The organism is Pseudomonas sp. PDM27 (assembly GCF_019219205.1).
In the GTDB taxonomy this organism is placed as follows: Bacteria; Pseudomonadota; Gammaproteobacteria; order Pseudomonadales; family Pseudomonadaceae; genus Aquipseudomonas; species Aquipseudomonas laurylsulfatiphila.
This window is the reverse complement of sequence record NZ_JAHUWF010000012.1, coordinates 1-21557: the sequence shown is the minus strand read 5'-3', so window position 1 is coordinate 21557 and position 21557 is coordinate 1. Positions and strand designations below refer to the sequence as shown.

Here is a 21557-nt window from a genome sequence, read left to right as displayed (position 1 = left end):
ACGGAGTCTACGACAGCGGTGACTAGCGTCAAGCAGATGGCCATCATTGCCTGTGTATTAACGCTGCGCCGTCTCGCTCAACGGATACACCGACTCCCACCCCCCACCCAACGCCTTGTACAACCCGACGGCCGCCAGCGACACGCCGGTCGAGCTCTCGACCCACTGCTCCTGGGTGGCCAGCAACGCCCCTTGCACGGTGAGTACGGTGACGAAATCCACCACGCCCTCCACGTACTGCTGTTGCGCGGTGTCCAGCGCAATGCGGTTCTGACGCACGGCTTCGGCGAGGCTGTCGCGGCGTAATTGGCTGGCGTTGTAGGCGGTCAGTTGGTCATCGATTTCATGCCAGGCGCGCAACACGGTTTGCTGATAGGCAATGGCCGCTTCCTGTTGTTGTGCTTCACGCAATTGGAGCACACCACGCAATCGGCCCCCGTCGAACAACGGCAAGCTCAATTGCGGGCCGATCCCGAATGAACGCGAACCCCAGGAGCCAAAATCGCTCAGCTGCATGGCCTGGGAGCCGATGTTCCCCGACAGGATGATTCGCGGATAGAAATCCCCCTTGGCCACGCCAATGCTGGCCGTGGCGGCATGCAGTCGCGCTTCGGCCTGGCGAATGTCCGGTCGACGCTCAGCCAGTTGCGAGGGCAAGCCAATGGCGACCTGGCGGGGCGTTTGTGGCACCGGGGCGTCTGTGGATAACTCCGCCGCCAATGCCTGGGGTGCTTCGCCCATCAACAGGCTCAAGGCATTGATCAGTTGCCACTGGCGCTGCTCCAGCGCGGGCAGGCGCGATTCGATGGCCGCCACCTGCGCGGCGGCTTCGGCGACATCCAGATCCGTCGCGACGCCGTCGGCCAGGCGCAGTTGCGAGAGCTTCAGGCTATGGCGGGCGACGTCGAGGTTCTGTTCGGTGACGAGCCGGGTGTTCTGCACACCGCGCAATTGAATGTAGTCCTGGGCGGTTTCGGCCAGCACCGACAGCAGCACACCACGCCGGTCGTTCTCGGCGACCTCCAAGGTGGCGTCGGCTGCTTCGGTTTCCCGACGCACGCGGCCCCAGAAGTCGAGCTCCCAGGAAGCGGAAAAGCCGGCATTCCACAGGTTGAAAGCGGATTGGCCGTTGTGTCCCGACGGGTCGTTCAAGCCTTCAGCACTGCTGCGATTGCGCCCGTAACTGCCACTGGCGGCCGTGTTGGGGTAGCGGTTGGCAGTGATGACCCGGCGGACCGCACGACTTTGCTGCAAACGGCTGCCGGCCAGCTTCAGGTCGAGGTTGTCGGTCAGGGCGCGCTGGCTCAAGGCCGAGAGTTTCGGGTCGTGGAACACTTCCCACCAGCGCTCGGCCATTGTTTCGGCGATGGCCTGGCTGGTGGCTGCCTTTGATGGTTTTGTCCATTCGGTGATTTGTGGGGTTTCGGGCTTTTGGAAATCGGGGCCGACGGTACAGGCGCTGAGGCTCATGACGAGCAAGGCACTGAAGGTGAGTGGCTGCCACAGGCCTCTTCGCGAGCAGGCTCGCTCCCACAGGGGAATGCGTTTGAATGTGGGAGCGAGCCTGCTCGCGAAGGCGTCAGCGCGATCAACGAATATCTTCATCGCTGAACAACCTCTTTCGCCTCGGCGGTGGCCGTATCAATACTCGCCTCCACCGACATCCCCACCCGCAAGCGCTCGGCCAGCGACTGCCCCGGCTCCAGCACGATCTTCACCGGTATCCGCTGCACCACCTTGGTGAAGTTGCCGGTGGCATTGTCCGGTTTGATCGCGGCGAACGTCACCCCGGTGGCCGGTGCAATGCTTTCGACACGACCGTTGAGTGCCGCACCGCCCAGGCTGTCGACGCGCACCTGCACCGCCTGCCCCGGCTGCACATCCGTCAGTTGCGTTTCCTGGAAATTGGCCATCACATAAGCCTGCGCCAGCGGCACCACGGCGAGGATCTTGCTGCCCGGCGTCACGTAGGCACCGACCCGCACCGCGCGTTCTCCGACCATGCCGTCCTGTGGCGCCACGATCCGCGTATAGGACAACTCGTAGCTGGCCATTTCCAGCTTCGCTTGCGCCCGCTTCAGACCGCCTTGCGCCGCATCGCGCTGGGCCGTCAGGATCTCCACCTGCTTGCGCTCCGCCGCCAGCACTGCCGTGGCGTTAGCCAGACGTGCGCCGGCCTGGTCGATGCGCGTTTGCGCCTGTTGCGCATTTTGCACCGTGCCGGCGCCCACCCCGGCGAGGTGTTTGTAGCGGTTCAATTCATGCTCGGCAAAGGCCATTTCCGCCTTGGCCGAAACCACCGAAGATTGCGCCTGGGCAATCACCGATGCCTGGCGCTCCAGAGTCGCCCGGGCGTTTTGCAGTTGCGCCCTGGCCACCAGCGTTTCGGCGTCGGCGGCCTGGGCGGCGGCGCGCAAATCCCGGTCGTCGATCAGCGCCAGCAACTGCCCCGCCTTGACCTGCTGGTTGTCCTCGACCAGCACTTCCTTGATAAACCCGGCGACCCGCGGCACGACCAAGGTGAAATCCGCCGAGACGTAAGCATCGTTGGTGTTCTGCTGGGTACGCTTACCGAACAGGCCGGGCATTGCCAGGTACAGCGCCCCACCGACGGCCAATGCGACGGCCACGGCCACCGCGACTTTCTGCTTTGCTTGGGTGTTCATAAAAACCTTCTGTTTCAGTGGAGCATTCAGGTCGGTGTGCGCGGCGGATAGATCCGCGTCGGCAGCCAGAAAATCAGCAGGATCAAGGTCACGGCGAGACCGGCCATGCACAGGTAAAGATCAGAGGACGTGAGCACCAGCGCTTGCTCATGCAGACGATGAGCGAGACTTGCGCTGTCGCGCTCGGCCAGCGGCGAGTTGCCGAGGCGATCGACCAGCATGGTCGAGTGAAAATGCAGACGGGCCGTGGTCAGCGCTTCGATCACCCCGGTGGCGATGACTGCCGACAGGCCTTTGACGGTGTTGAACCAGGCCGATGCGAACGGCCCTTCCATTGGGTTGATGCTACCGGTGGACAACATCAGCAGCGGCAACACCGCCATGGGCTGACCGAAAATCTGCAGCCATTGCAGCACATAGAAATCGTCGCGAATCCACGCGGACGTCAGTTGTGAGCCGCCGACGCACGACAACGCCAGCATGCCCAGGCCGATGCCCAACACCCAGCGGCAATCAACCCAGCGAAAGTTGCACAGGGCCGCCACCAACGGCAGTGCGATCAATTGCGGCAGCGCCGCCAGCAGCATGATCGGTGCGGTCTGTACCGGGCGATAACCCTGGACCTGCGCCAGGTAACTGGACGGAATGATGATCACCGCCTGCAACACCACCAGCACGCCCGCCAGGGTCAGCAGGGCGAAAGACAGGTTGCGGATGCCGAGCATTTGCATCTTGAAAAACGGTATCGGCTGCGACCACTCGCCGCTCAAAAACAGCACCAGCAGCAACAGCCCGCCACCGAGCAATCCGCAGATCAGGTTCGACTCGAACCAGTCCAGACGGTTGCCCTGCAGGATGCCGATCACCAGCATGCAGATGGCGGGAAAGCCCAACAGCAATCCGCGCCAGTTGAAGGACTTGAAGCGCTCCAGGCGCAGCGGGTCCTGGGGCAGGCCATACGCTACCGCGGCCATGGCAATCAGGCACGGTGCGATGATTTGCCAGAAGGTCCATTGCCAGCCGACGTATTCGGTCCACAGCCCGGCCAATGGCGTGCCCAGGCCCGGGCCGAACGTCGCCGTCAGGGCATAACCGGCCAGGCCATACAATTTCACGTTGGCGGGCAGAAACCGCAGGGCCACGGTCATCAACATGGGGGGCAGTGCGCCGCCCGCCAGGCCTTGCAAGGTGCGCAGCAACAGCAGGCTTTCGTAATTCGGGGCGAAGGGGCACAACACACCCAACAGGGTGAACAGGCTGATGGCGCACAGGGTGAAACGCCGCAACGAGAACGTCACCGCACACCACGGCGCAAACGCCATGGCCGCCACCGACGTCGCGGTGTAACAGGCGACCAGCCAGGTGCCTTCGTCGTAGCCGATGGCCAATGCACCGCGGATGTCGGCGAGCGCGACCTTGGTCACCATCTCGTTCAGGCCCGACACCAGCACCGCCAGCAGCACGCCCACCAGGCCGATGATGATCCGTGGGCCGAAGACCGGCGGTGCGGCTGCAGCAACGGGTGCCGTGACCGTAAGGGAAGTCATGTACTGCGAGCTCCGGCGTGGAAAGACCGAAGCATTCTAAAAAGCGTGATGCCTGACGAAAATCAACTTATTGGCAGGTTATAAGTGCGCCAGACGCAATGATGAAGGACCTCTGTGGGAGCGAGCCTGCTCGCGAATGCGGTTTATCATTCAACATTGATACTGACTGACCCAACGCCTTCGCGAGCAGGCTCGCTCCCACAGGGGTTCAGTGGTGACCTTCAGGTTGAGCCGCCAGCCACGTCTCATCGCAGCAGGTTTTCAGGGTTTCACGCAGCCAGCGGTGCGCCGGGTCCTTGTCGAAGCGCGGGTGCCAGGCCTGGGTCAGCATCAGGGTCGGCAACGGAATCGGCAGGTTGAATGAGCGCAGTTTCAACCCCAGCCGCCGCACACTCAGCAAGGCTTCCTTGGGCACCGGCAGGATCAGGTCGGAATCGGGCAAGGCAAACATCGCCGCATGAAAGCTTGGCGCGATCACCGCCACCCGCCGCTCCAGGCCCAGGGCATTGAGCGCGGTATCGATCGGCCCCCGGGCAATGCCGCGCCGGGACATGCTGATATGGGAATAACCGGCATAGCGCTCAGCCGTGATCTCTTCGTCCAGCAGCGGATGATCCTCGCGCACCAGGCCGACGAAGTGGGTGGAAAACAGGTTCTGAACCTTCACTTCCGGGGTCAACGGCCGTGTGTTGCTGACGCTCAGATCGATCCGCCCTTCGCGCAAGGCCTCATCATCGCCATCGCCTTCCGGGACGAAACGCAATTCGCAGTGCGGCGCCTGCCGGTCGAGGGTGTCGAACAACCTGCCGCCGTAGACACCGACAAAGAAGTCATTGGCCCGAATACTGAACCGCCGCCGCAGCGAACTCAGCTCCACCGCATCGGCCGACCGAAACAGCAACCCGGCCTGCTCCACCACGCTGCGCACTTGCTCGCGCAATTCCAGCGCCTTGGGTGTGGGCACCAGGCCGCGGCCGGCGCGCACCAGGATTGGGTCGCCAATGGCCTCGCGGATGCGCGTCAGCGTCCGGCTCATGGCCGCCGGGCTCAGGTTCATCCGCCGCGCCGCCCCCACCACACTGCCCTCGTCGAGCAAGGCGTCGAGGGCGACCAACAGGTTCATGTCCGGGAGTTGCATGCAGGGCACTCATGGCCGATCAGGATTGATCCAGGTGCAATGCTAGCAGATCAAGAGATCGCAGCCTTCGGCAGCTCCTACAGAGGCATGCGATCAGCGCTGCATCCCCCAGCGCTTCACCGTCACCCGCTCCAACGAATCAAACACCAGGTTCTCCACCAGCAACCCAATCAGAATCACCACCGCCAGGCCGGCAAACACCTTGTCGGTGTACAGCTCATTGCGATTCTGAAAGATATACCAGCCCAACCCACCCTTGCCGCTGGTCGCGCCAAACACCAACTCGGCAGCAATCAACGTCCGCCAGGCAAACGCCCAGCCGATTTTCAACCCGGCGAGGATCGACGGCAGCGCCGCCGGGATCAGGATGAACAGCACAAAACGCATGCCCTTGAGACCATAGTTGCGCCCGGCCATGCGCAGTGTTTCCGAGACGCCGAGAAACCCGGCGTAGGTGTTCAGCGCCAAGGCCCAAAGCACCGAGTGCACCAGCACGAAAATCAGACTGTTCTGCCCCAGGCCGAACCACAACAGCGCCAGCGGCAATAGCGCGATAGCGGGCAACGGGTTGAACATCGAAGTCAGGGTACTGAGCAAGTCGCGACCGAATTGTGTCGACACCGCCAGCGTCGTCAGGCCAAACGCCAGGACGATGCCGATCAGGTAACCCTTGAGCAACACCACCAACGAGATCCACACCTTGCCCAGCAACTCGCCACTGAGCAGGCCGTCGTACAGCGCGTGAGCGGTCTGCAAGAAGCTTGGCAGCAGCAGATCGTTGTTCTGATAGCGCGCAACAGCCTCCCAGAGCACAGCGAGCAACACCAGGATCAGGCTTTTACGCAACCAACCCTGTTGCCACAGGCGTTGCCCAAGGGGTAGTTCACGCTCCAGCGGCACGCTGGTCAGTGGCTGCAAAACCGTTTCGAACGCTTCACGCGGGGATGATAAATGGCTCATCGGGCCCTCCTCTCAACGGGATCAATACGCGATGCGGATGTCAGCGAAATCCAGCTCATGCTCGGCTTGCGGCGATTGACCTTCGTCGAACAACAGCCGATGAATGCGGCGCGCCGACTCCTGAAACGCCACACCGCCGAGGCTGTGCAAATCGTATTGGTGGCTGTGCACTTCCGCCCGCACTCGCCCCGGATGCGGTGACAGCAACAGAATGCGGTTACCCACCACCAGCGCCTCTTCGATGGAATGCGTGACGAACAGCAGCGTGAAGCGCACCTCTTCCCAGAGCAGCAGCAGTTCTTCCTGCATCTTGCGTCGGGTCAGCGCATCGAGGGCGGCGAAGGGTTCGTCCATCAGGAGGATTTTCGGCTGCATCGCCAGCGCCCGGGCGATGGCAACCCGAGCCTTCATGCCACCGGACAAGGTGTGCGGATAGGCATCGGCAAACGCCGCCAGACCGACCTTCTCCAGATAGTGCAACGCCCGCGCTTCAGCCTCTTTGCGCTTGAGGGTTTTCGAGGCCAGCAGCGGAAACATCACGTTCTGTTTGACGGTTTTCCACGGTGGCAGTTGATCGAACTCCTGGAACACCACGATCCGGTCCGGCCCCGGCGCATCGACGCGCTGACCTTGCAGACGGATCTCGCCTTCCACGGGCTGGATGAAGCCGGCAGCGGCCTTGAGCAAGGTCGACTTGCCGCAACCGGAAGGCCCGAGCAGGACAAAACGATCCGCCGGGTCGATCTCGAAGCTGACTTGATGGGTCGCCCGCACCACCCGCTGCGGCGTGCGGTACTCGAGGCTGACGTTATCGACCGATAGCAGCGCCTGGGCTGCCGCGATCGGATTGCTGACCGTGTGGCCTTGCAAAGGGGCGTTCATTTCGGTCAGCTCCCTTGCAGCGGCTTGGCGTCCTGGAAGAAATAATCCTTCCACGAGTCCGGTTTGTTTTTGATCGCGCCGACACGGTAGAGGAACTCGGCCAACGGGTAAGTGTTCTTCGGCGTGACGCTGAACTCGAACTGCGGGTTGTCGATGATTTTCAGCAACGCGGCGCGGTCGATTTTGGCCTTGGTCACGCGGATGTAAGTGTCCGCTGCTGCGCCTTTATCGTTCTGCGCAAACTGTGCGGCCTCGGTCAGCGCTTCGATGAAGGCTTTGTAGGTTTTCGGGTTCTCGTTGCGGAATTTCTCGGTGGCGAACAGCACCGTCGGTGAGTTCGGGCCGAGCAGGTCATAAGTGTTCAGCACCACGTGTACATTGGGGTTTTCCAGCGCCTGATCCTGGAACGGCGGGTTGGAGAAGTGCCCACTCAGCTCCGTGCCGCCAGCCACCAGCGCCGCCGTGGCGTCGGGATGCGGAACGGCGATGGTGTACTTGTCGAGGCGGTTGAATTCCTTGTCACCCCACTGTTTGGCCGCCGCGTACTGCAGGAAGCGCGACTGCACCGAAACACCCACCGCCGGCACCGCGATGCGGTCCTTCTCGGTGAAATCGGCAATGGTCTTGACCTTGGGGTTGTTGCTCACCAGGTAGTACGGGAAGTTACCGAGGGAAGCCACGGCCTTGACGTTCTGCTTGCCGTGGGTGCGGTCCCAGATGGTCAGCAGCGGGCCGACACCGGCACCGGCAATGTCGATCGAGCCGGACAGCAGCGCATCGTTGACCGCCGCGCCGCCCGAGAGCTGGGTCCAGTCGACCTTGATGTCGATACCTTCCTGCTTGCCGTACTTCTCGATCAGGTTCTGATCGCGCACCACGTTGAGCAGCAGGTAGACGATGCCGAACTGTTCGGCGATGCGGATTTCACCTTCGGCATGGGCCACGGTCGGCGCCACCAGGCTACCGGCGATCAGACTGAAACCCAGGCCGATGGCGGCGGCCAGGGGTGCAAAGGGCAGACGTTTGGACATGATCAATTCTCCGGCAATTCAGAAAGGCGCGTCGCCCTGGATGGTGGTGCGATACAGCTTGCGGCGCAGATGGCTAGGGCATCCGGCAGCAAGGTGGATCAGCGAACGGTTGTCCCAGAACACCAGGTCATGGGGCTGCCATTGATGGCGGTAGATGTTTTGCGGCAACACGCTGTGGGCGTAGAGCTCGGCCAGCAGTTGCTGGCTCTCGTCCTCCGGCAGGCCAACGATGCGGGTGGTGAACCCCTCGCTGACGAACAAGGCCTTGCGGCCGTTTTCCGGGTGTGTCCGCACGACCGGGTGGACGACTTCCGCGACCTGGGCCAGTTGCTCCGGGGTCAGGGTCGGGCGCCAGTTGCCTTCGAATTTGGTTTCGCTGTAACGCGCCGTGTAGGAGTGCGCGGCCGAGCGGCCTTCCACCGCTTTGCGCAGCGCCTCGGGCAGGTTGTCCCAGGCCTTGTGCATGTCGGCGAACAAGGTGTCGCCGCCCTCCGAGGGCAGCTCCTGGGCATGCAGCATCGAGCCCAGGCTCGGCAGTTGTTTGTAGGAGAGATCGGAATGCCAGAACTTGCCGGCATCACCCAGGCCGATGTTCTGGCCGTTTTCGACGATGTTGGAAACGATGAGGATTTCCGGATGCCCTGCCAGCAGGAACTGCTTGAGCACGTGGATCTGCAATACGCCAAAACGACGGCTGAAGTCGATGTGCTGTTCGGGGGTGATGCGTTGGTCGCGGAACACCACCACATGATGGTCGAGGTGCGCGCGGTGAATGCGTGCGAAGTCCTGATCATTGATCGGGCGGGACAAATCGAGGCCGAGGATTTCGGCGCCCACCGCTCCGCTGAACGGGCGGATTTCAAAGAATTGTGGCGCGATGCTTGGCGAAGCTGAGGCTGCAGACATAAATCACTCCCACGCACGGCACGCTCAATGGCGCGCGCGTCGATCAGAAACTCACGGAGGTCCCGTGTTGGTTCGTGTCGTGCGGCGCGCCGATTGGTCGGCAGGTACGCAGGAGGTTGACTTTATAGGTATAAGAATTGAATTTTAAATACCGTTAATGAATAACGATATGGCGATTGCTAAGGGACTGTGTGGATTGCGGAGTGACGTTATTTGTCACTTACTGACAGGGTTGTGGTGTTTTTACTGGCCCCATCGCGGGCAAGCCCGGCTCCCACAGGTTTTTTTGTCAAACACATGATCGTGTTTCAACAACGAACCTTGTGGGAGCCGGGCTTGCCCGCGATGGGGCCAGTGAATCCACTAAAGATCTAGCGCTCGTGCAGCGCCTCGGCCCGCGCGCGGATGATCGGCTTGAGCAGGTAGCTGAGGACGGTTTTCTTGCCGGTGATGATGTCCACGGAAGCCACCATCCCCGGAATGATCAGCAAGGGCTTTTCGTCGGTGCCCAAGTGGCTGCGGTCGGTGCGCAGCTTGATGATGTAGTAGGTGGTTTTCTTGTCTTCGTCGGTAATGGTGTCGGCACCGATCTGTTCCAGCTTGGCCTTCAGACCGCCGTAGATGGTGTAGTCATAGGCAGTGAATTTCACCGTCGCTTCCTGCCCCGGGTGCAGGAACGCGATGTCCTGCGGGCGGATCTTCGCCTCGACCAGCAAGGTGTCGTCCAGCGGCACGATTTCCACCAGGTCGCTGCCTGGCTGGATAACCCCGCCGATGGTATTGACCAGCAGCTTGTTGACGATACCCCGCACCGGCGAGGTGACCAGCGTCCGGCTGACCCGGTCTTCCAGGGCCTTGCCGGTGGCCTGGGCCTTGTTCAGATCGGTGCGTGCTTCATTGAGTTGGGTCAGGGCTTCGCTACGGAACTTGCCGCGAGTTTCGTCGATCTTGCGCTGTACTTCCTTGATCGCCGACTCGGCTCGGGGTATAGCCAGGGTGGTAGCGTCGAGTTGGCCACGGGTCTCCGCTTCGGCACGCCTGAGGCGCAGGACTTCCACCGGTGATACCGCGCCCTGGGCCACCAATGGCTCGGACATGCTGATTTCCTGACGCTGGAAGCCCAACTGCTGGCGGTATTGCGCCTGCTTGGAGGTGAACTCGCGCAGCTCTTGCTGGCGCTGGATCAACTGCTCCTGCAAGCCGCCAATTTCGTCGTGCAACTGCTGGCGGCGGCTGATATAGAGCGACTCTTCGCTCTTGGCCTGACCTGGCACAGCCTTGAGTACATCCTCGGGGAAGTTCAGCGGACGATCGTCGACCTCGGCACTCAGGCGCTCGACCCGCAGCACCATCGACAACCGATCGGCCTCGGTTTCACCAACGTTCGACGCAAATCGCGTGTCGTCCAGGCGAAGCAGCGGTGCACCGGCGTCGACGATCTGGCCTTCCTTGACGAACAGCTCGGAAATGATACCGCCCTCAAGGTTCTGGATTTTCTGGATCTTCGACGATGGAATCGCCTTGCCATCGCCCTTGGTCACTTCGTCGATGACCGCGAAGTTGGCCCAGAGCATCAGGAAGACGAAGAACGCGATGATCGCCCAGATCGTCAGCCGCACCACACGCGGCGCATCTTCGATCAACGCCTTGTTGACCTCCGGCAGCGGCTGGCCCTGGAGCGAAGAGGAGCCCTTGAAGTAGCGAAGGATCGAACCCTTACCCGACTTAAGCAACACTGATCTGCCCCTTCTTCAACGCTTCCATCACCGCAGCTTTCGGGCCGTCGGCGAGTATCTGCCCGCGGTCGATCACGATCAGCCGATCCACCAGCGACAACAGCGATGCCCGGTGTGTCACCAGCACCACGGTCTTGTTTTCGATCACGGCTGCCAGACGCTGCTTGAGGCGCTCTTCACCGGTGTTATCCATGGCACTGGTCGGTTCGTCGAGCAGCAGGATCGGCGGATTGAGCAGTAGCGCACGGGCCAGGGCCACGTTCTGCCGCTGGCCGCCGGAGAGGTTCTGCCCGCGCTCGCCCACTTGCAGCTCATAACCCTGCGGATGCAGGCGCGCATATTCGTGGACACCGGCCAGCTCTGCCGCTTGCAGCACCAGTTCATCCTCGACATACCGCGCACCGGAAACCAGGTTGTCGCGCAAGGTGCCGGCAAGCAGCTGAATGTCCTGGGGCACATAGCCGATGTTGTAGCGCAGCTCGCTGACGTCGATCTGGCGGATATCCACACCATCGACCAACAGCGAGCCATCATCGGGCTGATAGAGCCCTACCAGCAGTTTGGCCAGCGAGCTCTTGCCCGAGCCACTTCGGCCAATGATGCCGATTTTCTCACCGGGCTGAATCGACAGATTGATGTTCTTCAGCGCCAGGTTCTGCTGTTGGGGGTAGGTGAAATTGAGCTGGCGGCATTCAATGGCGCCCTGCAATATCTTGCGGCTGAGCGGGCGCTCTTCGAAATTGCGTTCCTGGGGCAGTTCCATCATTTGATCGACGGACGTCATGGTCACCCGTGCCTGCTGATAGCGGGTCAGCAATCCTGAGAGCGACGCCAGCGGGCTGAGCGCACGGCCACTGAGCATGTAGCAGGCAATCAGGCCGCCCATGCTCAGGTGACCGTCGATGATCTGGTACACACCGAAGACGATCATGATCACCCCGGCCAGTTGCTGGATCAGCAAGGTGATATTCATCGCCAGGCCGGACAGCATCTTCACCCGCAATTCAAGGCGACTGAGGGTGCCGATGGTCTGTTCCCACTGATACTGGCGCTCGCTTTCGGCGTTGTTGACCTTTACCGCATCCAGCCCGGCCAGGGTTTCGATCAGGCTCGACTGACGCTCGGCCCCCAGCGCCATGGTCCGCTCCATGGTCGCTACCAGAGGTTTCTGCAACGCATAGCCGATGGCCAGGGCGATCGGGAATGCCAGCACCGGTATCCACACCAGATGGCCGCCGAGGATCGCGATAACCATGAATATCAGCAGGGTGAACGGCAGGTCGATCAGGCTGGTGAGAGTCAGCGAGGCGAGGAAATCGCGCAGACTCTGAAATTCATGGATGTTCTGGGCAAAACTGCCGACCCGTGCCGGCCGGTACTTCATGGTCATGCCGACGATGCGCTCGAACAGCGTGGCCGAGATAATCAGGTCGGTTTTCTTGCCGGCCAGGTCCAGGCACAGGCTGCGCAGGCTTTTCAGGATCAGGTCGAAGAGATACGCACCAGAGATGCCGACGGCCAGCACCCATAGCGTCGCTTCGGCCTGGTTCGGCACGACACGGTCGTAGACGTTCATCACGAACAACGGCGCGGCCATGGCAATGATGTTGATCAGGAAGCTGGCGGCAATGGCGTCGGCGTACAACCAGCGCGAACGCTTGAGAGTGTCGCGAAACCACGAGCGCGCACGCGGAATCAGCGTGCCGTGATTGACGTCGAATTTGTGCTGCGGTTGGGCAAAAAAGACCTTGCCGGTGTAGTCGTCGGCCAGCAGCTCGCGGCTGACCAGGGACTCACCGCCATCGCTTTCGCTGAGCAGCACCCGTACCTGATCTTCGCCTTGCCAGCCGAGCAGGACGGCACTGCGACCGTCCTTGAGCAGCAACAATGCCGGCATGGCAATCGCTGGAATATCCTCCAGCTTGCGCTGCAGCACCCGACCTTGCAGCCCCGCGCGAGCCGCCGCACGTGGCAGCAGCTCGACACTCAAACGCTGCTCGGGCAGTGGCAGGCCGGTGGTGAGCATGGCCGCGCTGGCCGGTTTCTGGTGCAGCATGCAAAGAGCGAGCAGACCATCCAGCAACGGATCGTCATGCAACGCGCGCGGATCATGAATGAGTTGAACCCGACTGACTTCTGATTCCACGCTCGGCACTCTTGGCTAACAATTGAACAATGAAGGTCCTGCTCAATTCATACCGGGCAATTGGACCTTGGGCTTCACGTCGTTCTGCACAACGGATGCCAATGGTGCGACCACTCCCTGGCTCTTGAGCAACTCGCCCATGGTCGCCTTGATTCGGTACTGAGTAAATAACTGAATGTTCTTGATCTCCGCCAGACGGCGAGAAGAGGAGAACAACTCGTTCTCGCTGTCGAGCAAATCGAGCAGGGAGCGCTCGCCGAGGGTGAACTGACGCTGGTAAGCGGTACGCACGGCGGTGCTGTGATCAACGTACTGCTGGGCGATCGGCACCTGGGCATTGGCGTTGTTCAGGGCGTTCCAGGCCAGGCCAAGTTCTTCATTCAACTGGCGCAGGGAGTTGTTGCGGATGTCCAGCGCCTGGTTCGACAGGTAGGACTTGGATTCCAGGTCGGCCTTGTTGCTGCCGCCGGCATACAGGTTGAAGCGCATGCGCAGCATGGCCTGCCATTCGTTGTTGTGGCCGTTCTGACCATCGATATCGTTGTCGGCGGTGCGACCCAGCTCAGCATCGAAGCGTGGGTAGAAGGTCGACTTGGCTGTGTCGTACTGCTTTTCGGCGGCGGCGATGTCGGATTCGGCCGAGCGCAGGATCGGGCTGTTTTCCAGCATCTGCGCGCGCGCTTCATTCAGGTTGGCCGGCATCAGCGCCAGGAAACTCGCCGGGCGCTCCAGTTGATCGGGCATCTGGCCGACAGCGGACAGGTAGTTGGTCTCGGCATCAGCCAGGTTGGTCTGCTCGGTGATCAGGTTGTTGCGCGCCTGGGCCATCCGCGCCTCCGCCTGATCGAGGTCGGCGCCGCTGCCGACGCCACGCTGGGTGCGCAGCTGGATCTGGTCGTAAATGCGTTGGTGGCTCTTGAGGTTGTCCTCGGCCAGGCGCACGAATTCGCGACGGGTCAGCACGTCGAGATAGACCTGGGCCACGGTCAAGCCGGTACGCTCGGAAGTACTCAGCAGCGAATAGGCACGGGAGTTGACGGTGGCTTGTTGACGCCCGACTTCGCTGGTCGTCGCAAAACCGTCAAAAACCATTTGGGTCAGTCGCAAGCTCGATTCACTGCGATTCAGGGTTTCGAAGTGATTGTTGCTGCCGTCTCGCGTCGTCACGCTATCGGTGCCTTCACGACCATATCCGCCCAGCAGGTCGACCCGTGGCAAGTACCCGCCTTTCGCCGCCTTCAACTGATAATCAGCCGCCAGCCGGCTGTTGACGCCGGCCTGGACCTCCGGATGGACATCCAGCGCTTGTTGCATGGCTTCTGGTAAGGATTGCGCCTGGACGAAAGACGCGGCGAGGGCGAAAGGTAGAGCCATGAACAAAGGCGAACGCATTGTAGGAATTTCCCAGGACTTCTTGTCTTGAATCACGGCTGAAAAGCGCGCGGTGTCGGAAGATGGCAAGCGGAGTGACCGTATGTCGGAAAGCTCAAAAGCGGAACTGGATCACATACCGAAGACAGGGTCACAGCTCAAATATCAATGTGACATTACTGGGACGATTGTTTAGGATGGCTCCAAGAAGGTCAATAGTTTGGCATAAAGTTAATAGCGAAAAAATATAGCCAAAATATTGACGAATTGCAGCGTCAAACTTGTGCATCTATTTTGCAATGAACGTCCAGTCTGGTCGGCGTAGGCGCCATCAGGTCTATGGAAGTCAACTGAACGTGACACCCCGGAGAGTCTTCAATGAGCAGTGTTGTTGCCATCGTCAAAAGCATTGTCGGTCAAGTTTTCGTGGTGTCCCCAGAGGGCATCCGCCGCGTTCTCGTTGAAGGCGACAAACTGTTCGCCGGGGACCAGATCGACACTGGCCTTTCCGGTGCCGTGTCCCTGGAACTGGCCGATGGCCGCACCCTGGACCTGGGCCGCGACACCCAATGGAGCGCTGACGCGCCGGACTCCAGTGCTGACCTGGCAGCCGCCACCGCACAAGCCGCGCCGTCCGTTGAAGAGCTGCAACAGGCCATTGCCGCCGGTGCCGACCCGACCAAAGACCTTGAAGCCACCGCCGCGGGCCCGACTGCCGCAGGTTCGGGTGGTGCCGCCGGGGGCGGTCACAGCTTCGTCATGCTCGACGCCACGGCTGGCCGCGTCGACCCGACCATCGGCTTCCCAACCACCGGTCTTGAGTCCACGGCTGCTCCCACTACGCTCGATACTGGCAACCAGAACACCACGACCATCACGACCTTCAACGCTCCGAGTGTACTGACCGCGGATACGGGCACTCTGGCCGAAGACAGCGTCGCGACGGGCAACGTACTGAACAACGATAGCGATGCCGAGACACCGCTCAGCGTCACCAGCTTCACCATCGCCGGCGTGACCGGCAGTTTCACCGCAGGCCAGACAGCGACCATCGTCGGCGTCGGTACGTTGACCATCGGTGCCAATGGCAACTACACCTTTACTCCGGATGCCAACTACAACGGTGCCGTACCGCAAGTCACGTACACCACCAACACCGGCTCGAGCAGCACGCTGGACCTCACCGTGACAGCGGTCGATGATCCGAGCGTTTTGACTGCCGACACCCAAACCATTGCTGAAGACACCACCGCGATCGGCAATGTGCTGAGCAACGACAGCGACATCGATAACGCCCTGAGCGTGGTCACCTTCACCATCGACGGTGTTCCTGGCACCTTCACCGCGGGCCAGACGGCGACCATCGCCAACGTTGGCACCCTGGTGATCGGGGCCGACGGTGCTTACACCTTCACACCGGACGCCAATTACAACGGCACGGTGCCGACCGTCAGCTACACCGTCACCGACGGCTCAACCTCGACGCTGAACATCAACGTCACCCCTGTCGACGACAACTTTATCGATGCCAGTGAAAGCGTGACCACCGCTGAAGATGCCCCGGTGACTGGCAGTGTGTTGACGGGCACCTCGAGCGTCGACGGCCCGGTCAGCGTGGTGAACTTCACCATCGGTGATACCACCTACGCCGCCGGCAGCACCGCGACCATCGCCAACGTTGGCACCCTGGTGATCGGCGCCAACGGCGCCTACACCTTTACCCCGGACGCCAATTACAACGGCAGCGTGCCGACCGTGAGTTACACCGTGACCGATGGTTCGGGCACGGACGTCACTTCGACCCTGACCATCAGCGTCACCCCGGTCGACGACAGCTTCACCGACATCGGCGAGACGGTCTCCACCCAGGAAGACACTGCCGTCAGCGGCAGCGTCCTCACCGGCACGAGCAGCGTCGACGGCCCAGTCAGCGTGGTGAACTTCACCATCGGTGAAACCACCTACGCCGCCGGCAGCACCGCGACCATCGCCAATGTCGGCACCCTGGTGATCGCAGCCAACGGCGCCTACACCTTCACGCCAGCCGCCAACTACAACGGCAGCGTGCCGACCGTCAGCTACACCGTCACTGACGGTTCCGGCAGCAATGTCACTTCGACCCTGACCATCGACGTGACCCCGGTCGACGACAGCTTCACCGACCTCAGCGAAAGCGTGACCACCGCTGAAGATGCCCCGGTAACCGGCAGTGTCCTCACCGGTACTTCGAGTGTCGATGGTCCGGTCAGCGTGGTGAATTTCACCATCGGTGATACCACCTACGTCGCCGGCCAGACCGCGACCATCGCCAATGTCGGTACTCTGGTGATCGGCGCAAATGGCGCTTATACCTTCACGCCAGCCGAAAATTACAACGGCAGCGTGCCGACCGTGAGTTACACCGTCACTGACGGTTCGGGCAGCAATGTCACCTCGACCCTGACCATCGACGTCACTCCGGTTGATGACAGCTTCACCGACCTAAGTGAAAACGTAACCACCGCTGAAGACACCGCCGTCAGCGGCAGCGTCCTCACCGGCACCTCGAGCGTCGACGGTCCAGTCAGCGTGGTGAACTTCACCATCGACGGTGTTACTGGCACTTTCAACGCCGGCCAAACCGCGACTATCGCCAATGTCGGCACCCTGGTCATCGGGGCCAACGGCGCCTATACCTTCACCCCAGACGCCAACTACAACGGCGCGGTGCCGACGGTGAGCTACACCGTCACCGACGGTTCGGGCAGCAATGTCACCTCGACCCTGACCATCGACGTCACTCCGGTTGATGACAGCTTCACCGACCTAAGTGAAAACGTAACCACCGCTGAAGACACCGCCGTCAGCGGCAGCGTCCTCACCGGCACCTCGAGCGTCGACGGTCCAGTCAGCGTGGTGAACTTCACCATCGACGGTGTTACTGGCACTTTCAACGCCGGCCAAACCGCGACTATCGCCAATGTCGGCACCCTGGTCATCGGGGCCAACGGCGCCTATACCTTCACCCCAGACGCCAACTACAACGGCGCGGTGCCGACGGTGAGCTACACCGTCACTGACGGTTCCGGCAGCAATGTCACCTCGACCCTGACCATCAACGTCACCCCGGTCGACGACAGCTTTACTGACCTCAGCGAAAGCGTGACCACCAGCGAAGACACCGCCATCAGCGGCAGCGTTCTCACCGGCACCTCGAGCGTCGACGGCCCGGTCAGTGTGGTCAATTTCACCATCGGTGAAACTACCTACACCGCTGGCACCTCCGCGACCATCGCCAACGTCGGCACCCTGGTGATCGGAACGAACGGCGCCTATACCTTCACCCCGGACGCCAATTACAACGGCACAGTACCGACCGTCAGCTACACCGTGACCGACGGTTCCGGCAGCGATGTCACTTCGACCCTGACCATCGATGTCACGCCGGTCGATGACAGCTTCACCGACCTCAGTGAAAACGTGACCACCACTGAAGATGCCCCGGTGACCGGCAGCGTTCTCACCGGCACCTCGAGCGTCGACGGCCCGGTCAGTGTGGTCAATTTCACCATCGGTGAAACTACCTACACCGCTGGCACCTCCGCGACCATCGCCAACGTCGGCACCCTGGTGATCGGAGCGAACGGCGCCTATACCTTCACGCCAGACGCCAATTACAACGGCACGGTGCCGACCGTCAGCTACACCGTCACCGACGGCTCCGGCAGCAATGTCACTTCGACCTTGAACATCAGCGTCACCCCGGTCGACGACAGCTTCACCGACCTCAGCGAAAGTGTGACCACCGCCGAAGACACCGCCGTGACCGGCAGTGTGTTGACGGGTACCTCGAGTGTCGACGGTCCAGTCAGCGTGGTGAACTTCGCCATCGACGGCGTTCCTGGCACTTTCAACGCCGGCCAGACCGCGACCATCGCCAATGTCGGCACCCTGGTCATCGGCGCCAACGGCGCTTACACCTTCACCCCGGCCGATAACTACAACGGCAGCGTGCCAACCGTCAGCTACACCGTCACCGACGGCTCGGGCAGCAATGTCACTTCGACCCTGACCATCGACGTGACCCCGGTCGACGACAGCTTTACCGACCTCAGCGAAAGCGTGACCACCGCCGAAGACACGGCCGTGACCGGCAGCGTCCTCACTGGTACGAGCAGCGTCGACGGTCCAGTCAGCGTAGTGAATTTCACCATCGACGGCGTACCTGGCACCTTCACAGCGGGCCAGACCGCGACCATCGCCAATGTCGGCACCCTGGTCATCGGCGCCAATGGCGCCTACACCTTCACCCCGGACGCCAACTACAACGGCAGCGTGCCGACCGTGAGTTACACCGTCACTGACGGTTCCGGCAGCAATGTCACCTCGACCCTGAACATCAGTGTCACCCCGGTCGACGACAGCTTCACCGACCTCAGCGAAAGCGTGACCACCGCTGAAGATGCCCCGGTAACCGGCAGTGTCCTCACCGGTACTTCGAGTGTCGATGGTCCGGTCAGCGTGGTGAATTTCACCATCGGTGATACCACCTACGTCGCCGGCCAGACCGCGACCATCGCCAATGTCGGCACCCTGGTCATCGGCGCCAACGGCGCTTATACCTTCACGCCAGCCGAAAATTACAACGGCAGCGTGCCGACCGTGAGTTACACTGTCACTGACGGTTCGGGCAGCAATGTCACCTCGACCCTGACCATCGACGTCACGCCGGTTGATGACAGCTTCACCGACCTCAGTGAAAGTGTGACCACCGCCGAAGACACCGCCGTGACCGGCAGTGTGTTGACGGGCACCTCGAGCGTCGATGGTCCGGTCAGCGTGGTCAACTTCACCATCGGTGAAACCACCTACGCCGCCGGCAGCACCGCGACCATTACCAACGTCGGCACCCTGGTGATCGGAGCCAATGGCGCCTACACCTTCACCCCAGACGCCAACTACAACGGCACAGTACCGACCGTGAGCTACACCGTCACCGACGGCTCGGGCAGCAATGTCACCTCGACCCTGACCATCGACGTCACGCCGGTCGATGACAGCTTCACCGACCTCAGCGAAAGTGTGACCACCGCTGAAGACACCGCCGTGACCGGCAGTGTGTTGACGGGCACCTCGAGCGTCGACGGTCCGGTCAGCGTGGTCAACTTCACCATCGGTGAAACCACCTACGCCGCCGGCAGCACCGCGACCATTACCAACGTCGGCACCCTGGTGATCGGAGCCAACGGCGCCTACACCTTTACCCCGGATACCAACTACAACGGCACAGTGCCGACCGTCAGCTACACCGTCACCGACGGTTCCGGCAGCAATGTCACCTCGACCCTGACCATCAGCGTCACCCCGGTCGACGACAGCTTCACCGACCTCAGCGAAAGCGTGACCACCGCTGAAGACACCGCCGTGACCGGCAGCGTGTTGACGGGCACCTCGAGCGTCGACGGTCCAGTCAGCGTGGTTAATTTCAGCATCGACGGTGTGACTGGCACTTTCAACGCGGGCCAGACCGCGGCCATCGCCAATGTCGGCACCCTGGTGATCGGGGCCAACGGCGCTTACACCTTCACCCCGGCCGATAACTACAACGGCAGCGTGCCAACCGTGAGCTACACCGTCACCGACGGCTCCGGCAGCAACGTCACCTCGACCTTGAACATCAGTGTCACCCCGGTTGACGACAGTTTCACCGACCTCAATGAAAACGTGACCACGACCGAAGACGCCCCGGTGACTGGCAGCGTCCTCACCGGCACGAGCAGCGTCGACGGCCCGGTCAGCGTGGTGAATTTCACCATCGACGGCGTACCTGGCACCTTCACAGCGGGCCAGACCGCGACCATCGCCAATGTCGGCACCCTGGTCATCGGCGCCAATGGCGCCTACACCTTCACCCCGGACGCCAACTACAACGGCAGCGTGCCAACCGTCAGCTACACCGTCACCGACGGCTCGGGCAGCAATGTCACCTCGACCCTGAACATCGACGTGACGCCGGTCGACGACAGCTTCACCGACCTCAGTGAAAACGTGACCACCAGTGAAGACACCGCCGTCAGCGGCAGCGTCCTCACCGGCACTTCGAGCGTCGATGGCCCGGTCAGCGTGGTCAACTTCACCATCGGTGATACCACCTACGCCGCCGGCAGCACCGCGACCATCGCCAACGTCGGCACCCTGGTGATCGGCGCCAATGGCGCCTACACCTTTACCCCGGACGTCAATTACAACGGCACGGTGCCAACGGTGAGCTACACAGTCACTGACGGTTCCGGCAGCAACGTCACTTCGACCCTTAACATCAACGTGACGCCGGTTGACGACAGCTTTACCGACCTCAGCGAAAGCGTGACCACCGCCGAAGACACGGCTGTGACCGGCAGCGTCCTCACTGGCACGAGTAGCGTCGACGGCCCAGTCAGCGTGGTTAATTTCGCCATCGACGGCGTTCCTGGCTCCTTCACTGCGGGCCAGACCGCGGTCATCGCCAATGTCGGCACCCTGGTCATCGGCGCCAACGGCGCTTACACCTTCACCCCGGCCGATAACTACAACGGCAGCGTGCCAACCGTCAGCTACACCGTCACCGACGGTTCCGGCAGCAACGTCACCTCGACCCTGACCATCAACGTCACCCCGGTTGACGACAGCTTTACCGACATCAGCGAAAGCGTGACCACCGCTGAAGACACGGCCATAACCGGCAGCGTGTTGACGGGCACCTCGAGCGTCGACGGTCCAGTCAGCGTGGTGAATTTCACCATCGACGGCGTTCCTGGGACTTTCAACGCCGGCCAGACCGCGACCATTTCCAACGTCGGCACCCTGGTCATCGGCGCCAATGGCGCCTACACCTTTACGCCGGACGCCAACTACAACGGCACGGTGCCGACCGTCAGCTACACCGTCACCGACGGCTCGGGAAGCAATGTCACCTCGACCCTGAACATCAACGTCACCCCGGTCGACGACAGCTTTATCGATGCCAGCGAAAGTGTGACCACCGCTGAAGATGCCCCGGTGACCGGCAGTGTGTTGACGGGCACTTCGAGCGTCGACGGCCCGGTCAGCGTGGTTAACTTCACCATCGACGGCGTTCCTGGCACCTTCACTGCGGGCCAGACCGCGACCATCGCCAACGTCGGCACCCTGGTCATCGGCGCCAATGGCGCCTACA

General features: G+C 61.7%; 12 protein-coding genes. 1 reads left to right on the top strand and 11 read right to left on the bottom strand.

Annotated elements, in window-relative coordinates; genetic code table 11:
* Positions 1 to 57 precede the first annotated feature (57 nt).
* The 11 genes from KW838_RS22525 to KW838_RS22475 all read right to left on the bottom strand — a co-directional run bounded on the left by KW838_RS22525 (position 58) and on the right by KW838_RS22475 (position 14404).
* Positions 58 to 1605: an efflux transporter outer membrane subunit gene (locus KW838_RS22525; protein WP_218503644.1), complete on the bottom strand. Its 1548-nt coding sequence runs from the start codon at positions 1603 to 1605 to the stop codon at positions 58 to 60.
* Positions 1602 to 2666, bottom strand: coding sequence for an HlyD family secretion protein (locus tag KW838_RS22520; RefSeq protein ID WP_218503643.1), 1065 nt, complete (start codon positions 2664 to 2666; stop codon positions 1602 to 1604). Before KW838_RS22520 ends, KW838_RS22525 begins: the two co-directional genes overlap by 4 nt.
* Positions 2667 to 2692: 26 nt before the next feature.
* Positions 2693 to 4213, bottom strand: a complete 1521-nt coding sequence (locus KW838_RS22515; RefSeq protein ID WP_218503642.1) for an MFS transporter — start codon at positions 4211 to 4213, stop codon at positions 2693 to 2695.
* A gap of 208 nt (positions 4214 to 4421) precedes the next feature.
* Positions 4422 to 5351, bottom strand: coding sequence for a LysR family transcriptional regulator (locus KW838_RS22510; protein ID WP_218503641.1), 930 nt, complete (start codon positions 5349 to 5351; stop codon positions 4422 to 4424).
* 93 nt (positions 5352 to 5444) lie between these two features.
* Complete coding sequence (locus KW838_RS22505; protein ID WP_007977620.1) at positions 5445 to 6311, bottom strand: ABC transporter permease; 867 nt, start codon at positions 6309 to 6311, stop codon at positions 5445 to 5447.
* A 21-nt stretch (positions 6312 to 6332) separates the two neighbouring features.
* A complete protein-coding gene (locus KW838_RS22500; protein WP_102675794.1) occupies positions 6333 to 7193 on the bottom strand; it encodes an ABC transporter ATP-binding protein in 861 nt (286 codons plus the stop codon).
* A gap of 5 nt (positions 7194 to 7198) precedes the next feature.
* A complete protein-coding gene (locus tag KW838_RS22495; protein WP_218503640.1) occupies positions 7199 to 8224 on the bottom strand; it encodes an ABC transporter substrate-binding protein in 1026 nt (341 codons plus the stop codon).
* 18 nt (positions 8225 to 8242) lie between these two features.
* Entirely contained in the window at positions 8243 to 9130 is an 888-nt protein-coding gene (locus KW838_RS22490; protein WP_218503639.1) for a TauD/TfdA family dioxygenase, read from the bottom strand.
* A 371-nt stretch (positions 9131 to 9501) separates the two neighbouring features.
* Entirely contained in the window at positions 9502 to 10866 is a 1365-nt protein-coding gene (locus tag KW838_RS22485) for an HlyD family type I secretion periplasmic adaptor subunit (RefSeq protein WP_102702431.1), read from the bottom strand.
* Positions 10856 to 13012, bottom strand: a complete 2157-nt coding sequence (locus KW838_RS22480; RefSeq protein ID WP_102702432.1) for a type I secretion system permease/ATPase — start codon at positions 13010 to 13012, stop codon at positions 10856 to 10858. The genes KW838_RS22485 and KW838_RS22480 overlap by 11 nt, the downstream gene beginning before the upstream one ends.
* Before the next feature lie 42 nt (positions 13013 to 13054).
* Positions 13055 to 14404 (bottom strand): TolC family outer membrane protein, encoded by a 1350-nt coding sequence (locus tag KW838_RS22475; RefSeq protein ID WP_218503638.1) that lies wholly within the window; start codon positions 14402 to 14404, stop codon positions 13055 to 13057.
* 357 nt (positions 14405 to 14761) lie between these two features.
* On the opposite strand from KW838_RS22475, the gene KW838_RS22470 reads away from it, so the two are divergent.
* Positions 14762 to 21557, top strand: a 6796-nt coding sequence (locus tag KW838_RS22470; protein WP_218503637.1) for a retention module-containing protein, incomplete at its 3' end; no start/stop codon positions are given.

Coding starts and splice junctions, on each gene's coding strand:
- KW838_RS22505 (WP_007977620.1), bottom strand. CDS start 6,311: ATGAGCCATTTATCATCCCCGCGTGAAGCGTTCGAAACGGTTTTGCAG.
- KW838_RS22520 (WP_218503643.1), bottom strand. CDS start 2,666: ATGAACACCCAAGCAAAGCAGAAAGTCGCGGTGGCCGTGGCCGTCGCA.
- KW838_RS22475 (WP_218503638.1), bottom strand. CDS start 14,404: ATGCGTTCGCCTTTGTTCATGGCTCTACCTTTCGCCCTCGCCGCGTCT.
- KW838_RS22495 (WP_218503640.1), bottom strand. CDS start 8,224: ATGTCCAAACGTCTGCCCTTTGCACCCCTGGCCGCCGCCATCGGCCTG.
- KW838_RS22510 (WP_218503641.1), bottom strand. CDS start 5,351: ATGCAACTCCCGGACATGAACCTGTTGGTCGCCCTCGACGCCTTGCTC.
- KW838_RS22500 (WP_102675794.1), bottom strand. CDS start 7,193: ATGAACGCCCCTTTGCAAGGCCACACGGTCAGCAATCCGATCGCGGCA.
- KW838_RS22490 (WP_218503639.1), bottom strand. CDS start 9,130: ATGTCTGCAGCCTCAGCTTCGCCAAGCATCGCGCCACAATTCTTTGAA.
- KW838_RS22525 (WP_218503644.1), bottom strand. CDS start 1,605: ATGAAGATATTCGTTGATCGCGCTGACGCCTTCGCGAGCAGGCTCGCT.
- KW838_RS22515 (WP_218503642.1), bottom strand. CDS start 4,213: ATGACTTCCCTTACGGTCACGGCACCCGTTGCTGCAGCCGCACCGCCG.